At 55.0% G+C, this 556-nt stretch carries 1 protein-coding gene; it reads right to left on the bottom strand.

The window, feature by feature from the left end:
- Positions 1 to 53: 53 nt before the first annotated feature.
- Positions 54 to 556, bottom strand: a 503-nt coding sequence (locus ACTHUR_RS17060; RefSeq protein ID WP_440399887.1) for a phage tail protein, incomplete at its 5' end; no start/stop codon positions are given.

The raw sequence follows: 556 nt of genomic DNA, 5'->3' as shown, positions 1-556 counted from the left end.
CCATTGGATGTTTTGGGTCATTTTTTTTACCTTTCTAAACGGTTTAAGGCACCTTATGCCTTGATGCATGCCAGCAGGGCGATATTTCTAGGGCGGGTTTCAATGCCGCCAGCCGGGTCGGTTTGGCCGACAGTGTCAATCGATACGGTTGACGTATTGCTACCCCTGTCGGTGTCGGACATGCTTTTGACACCGATGCCGTGGCTGTGACTTCGGAATTCATCTGCCTGCCATGAGCCTATGACACGTCCGTTGTCGACAGTTCGCCCGTCATCCCAACTCCTGATAAATTCACCGCGCAAATCCGGGAGATTAAAGGTAGTTCGTCCGTCGCCTGCGCCATAAGTGGTGCCGATGAGGGCGAATAAGTTGGCATAGACGGTGCGCGACACTGCCGCGCCGTTTGCTTTTAGCCAGCCAAAGGGGACGGTGGTATGGGCAAAATAGGCGATTGCACCTGTCGGGACGCCGACGTTAAAGGTTTGGGTGTCTACTTTGGCGACCAGTCCGGGCGTATCCCAGCCAATAGCAATCTGATGCGCCGTGCCGCCCAGCC

This window comes from Neisseria sp. P0021.S007 (assembly GCF_051956855.1).
Note: the sequence above shows the minus strand (reverse complement) of the source record. Positions and strands in the feature narration are given on the sequence as shown.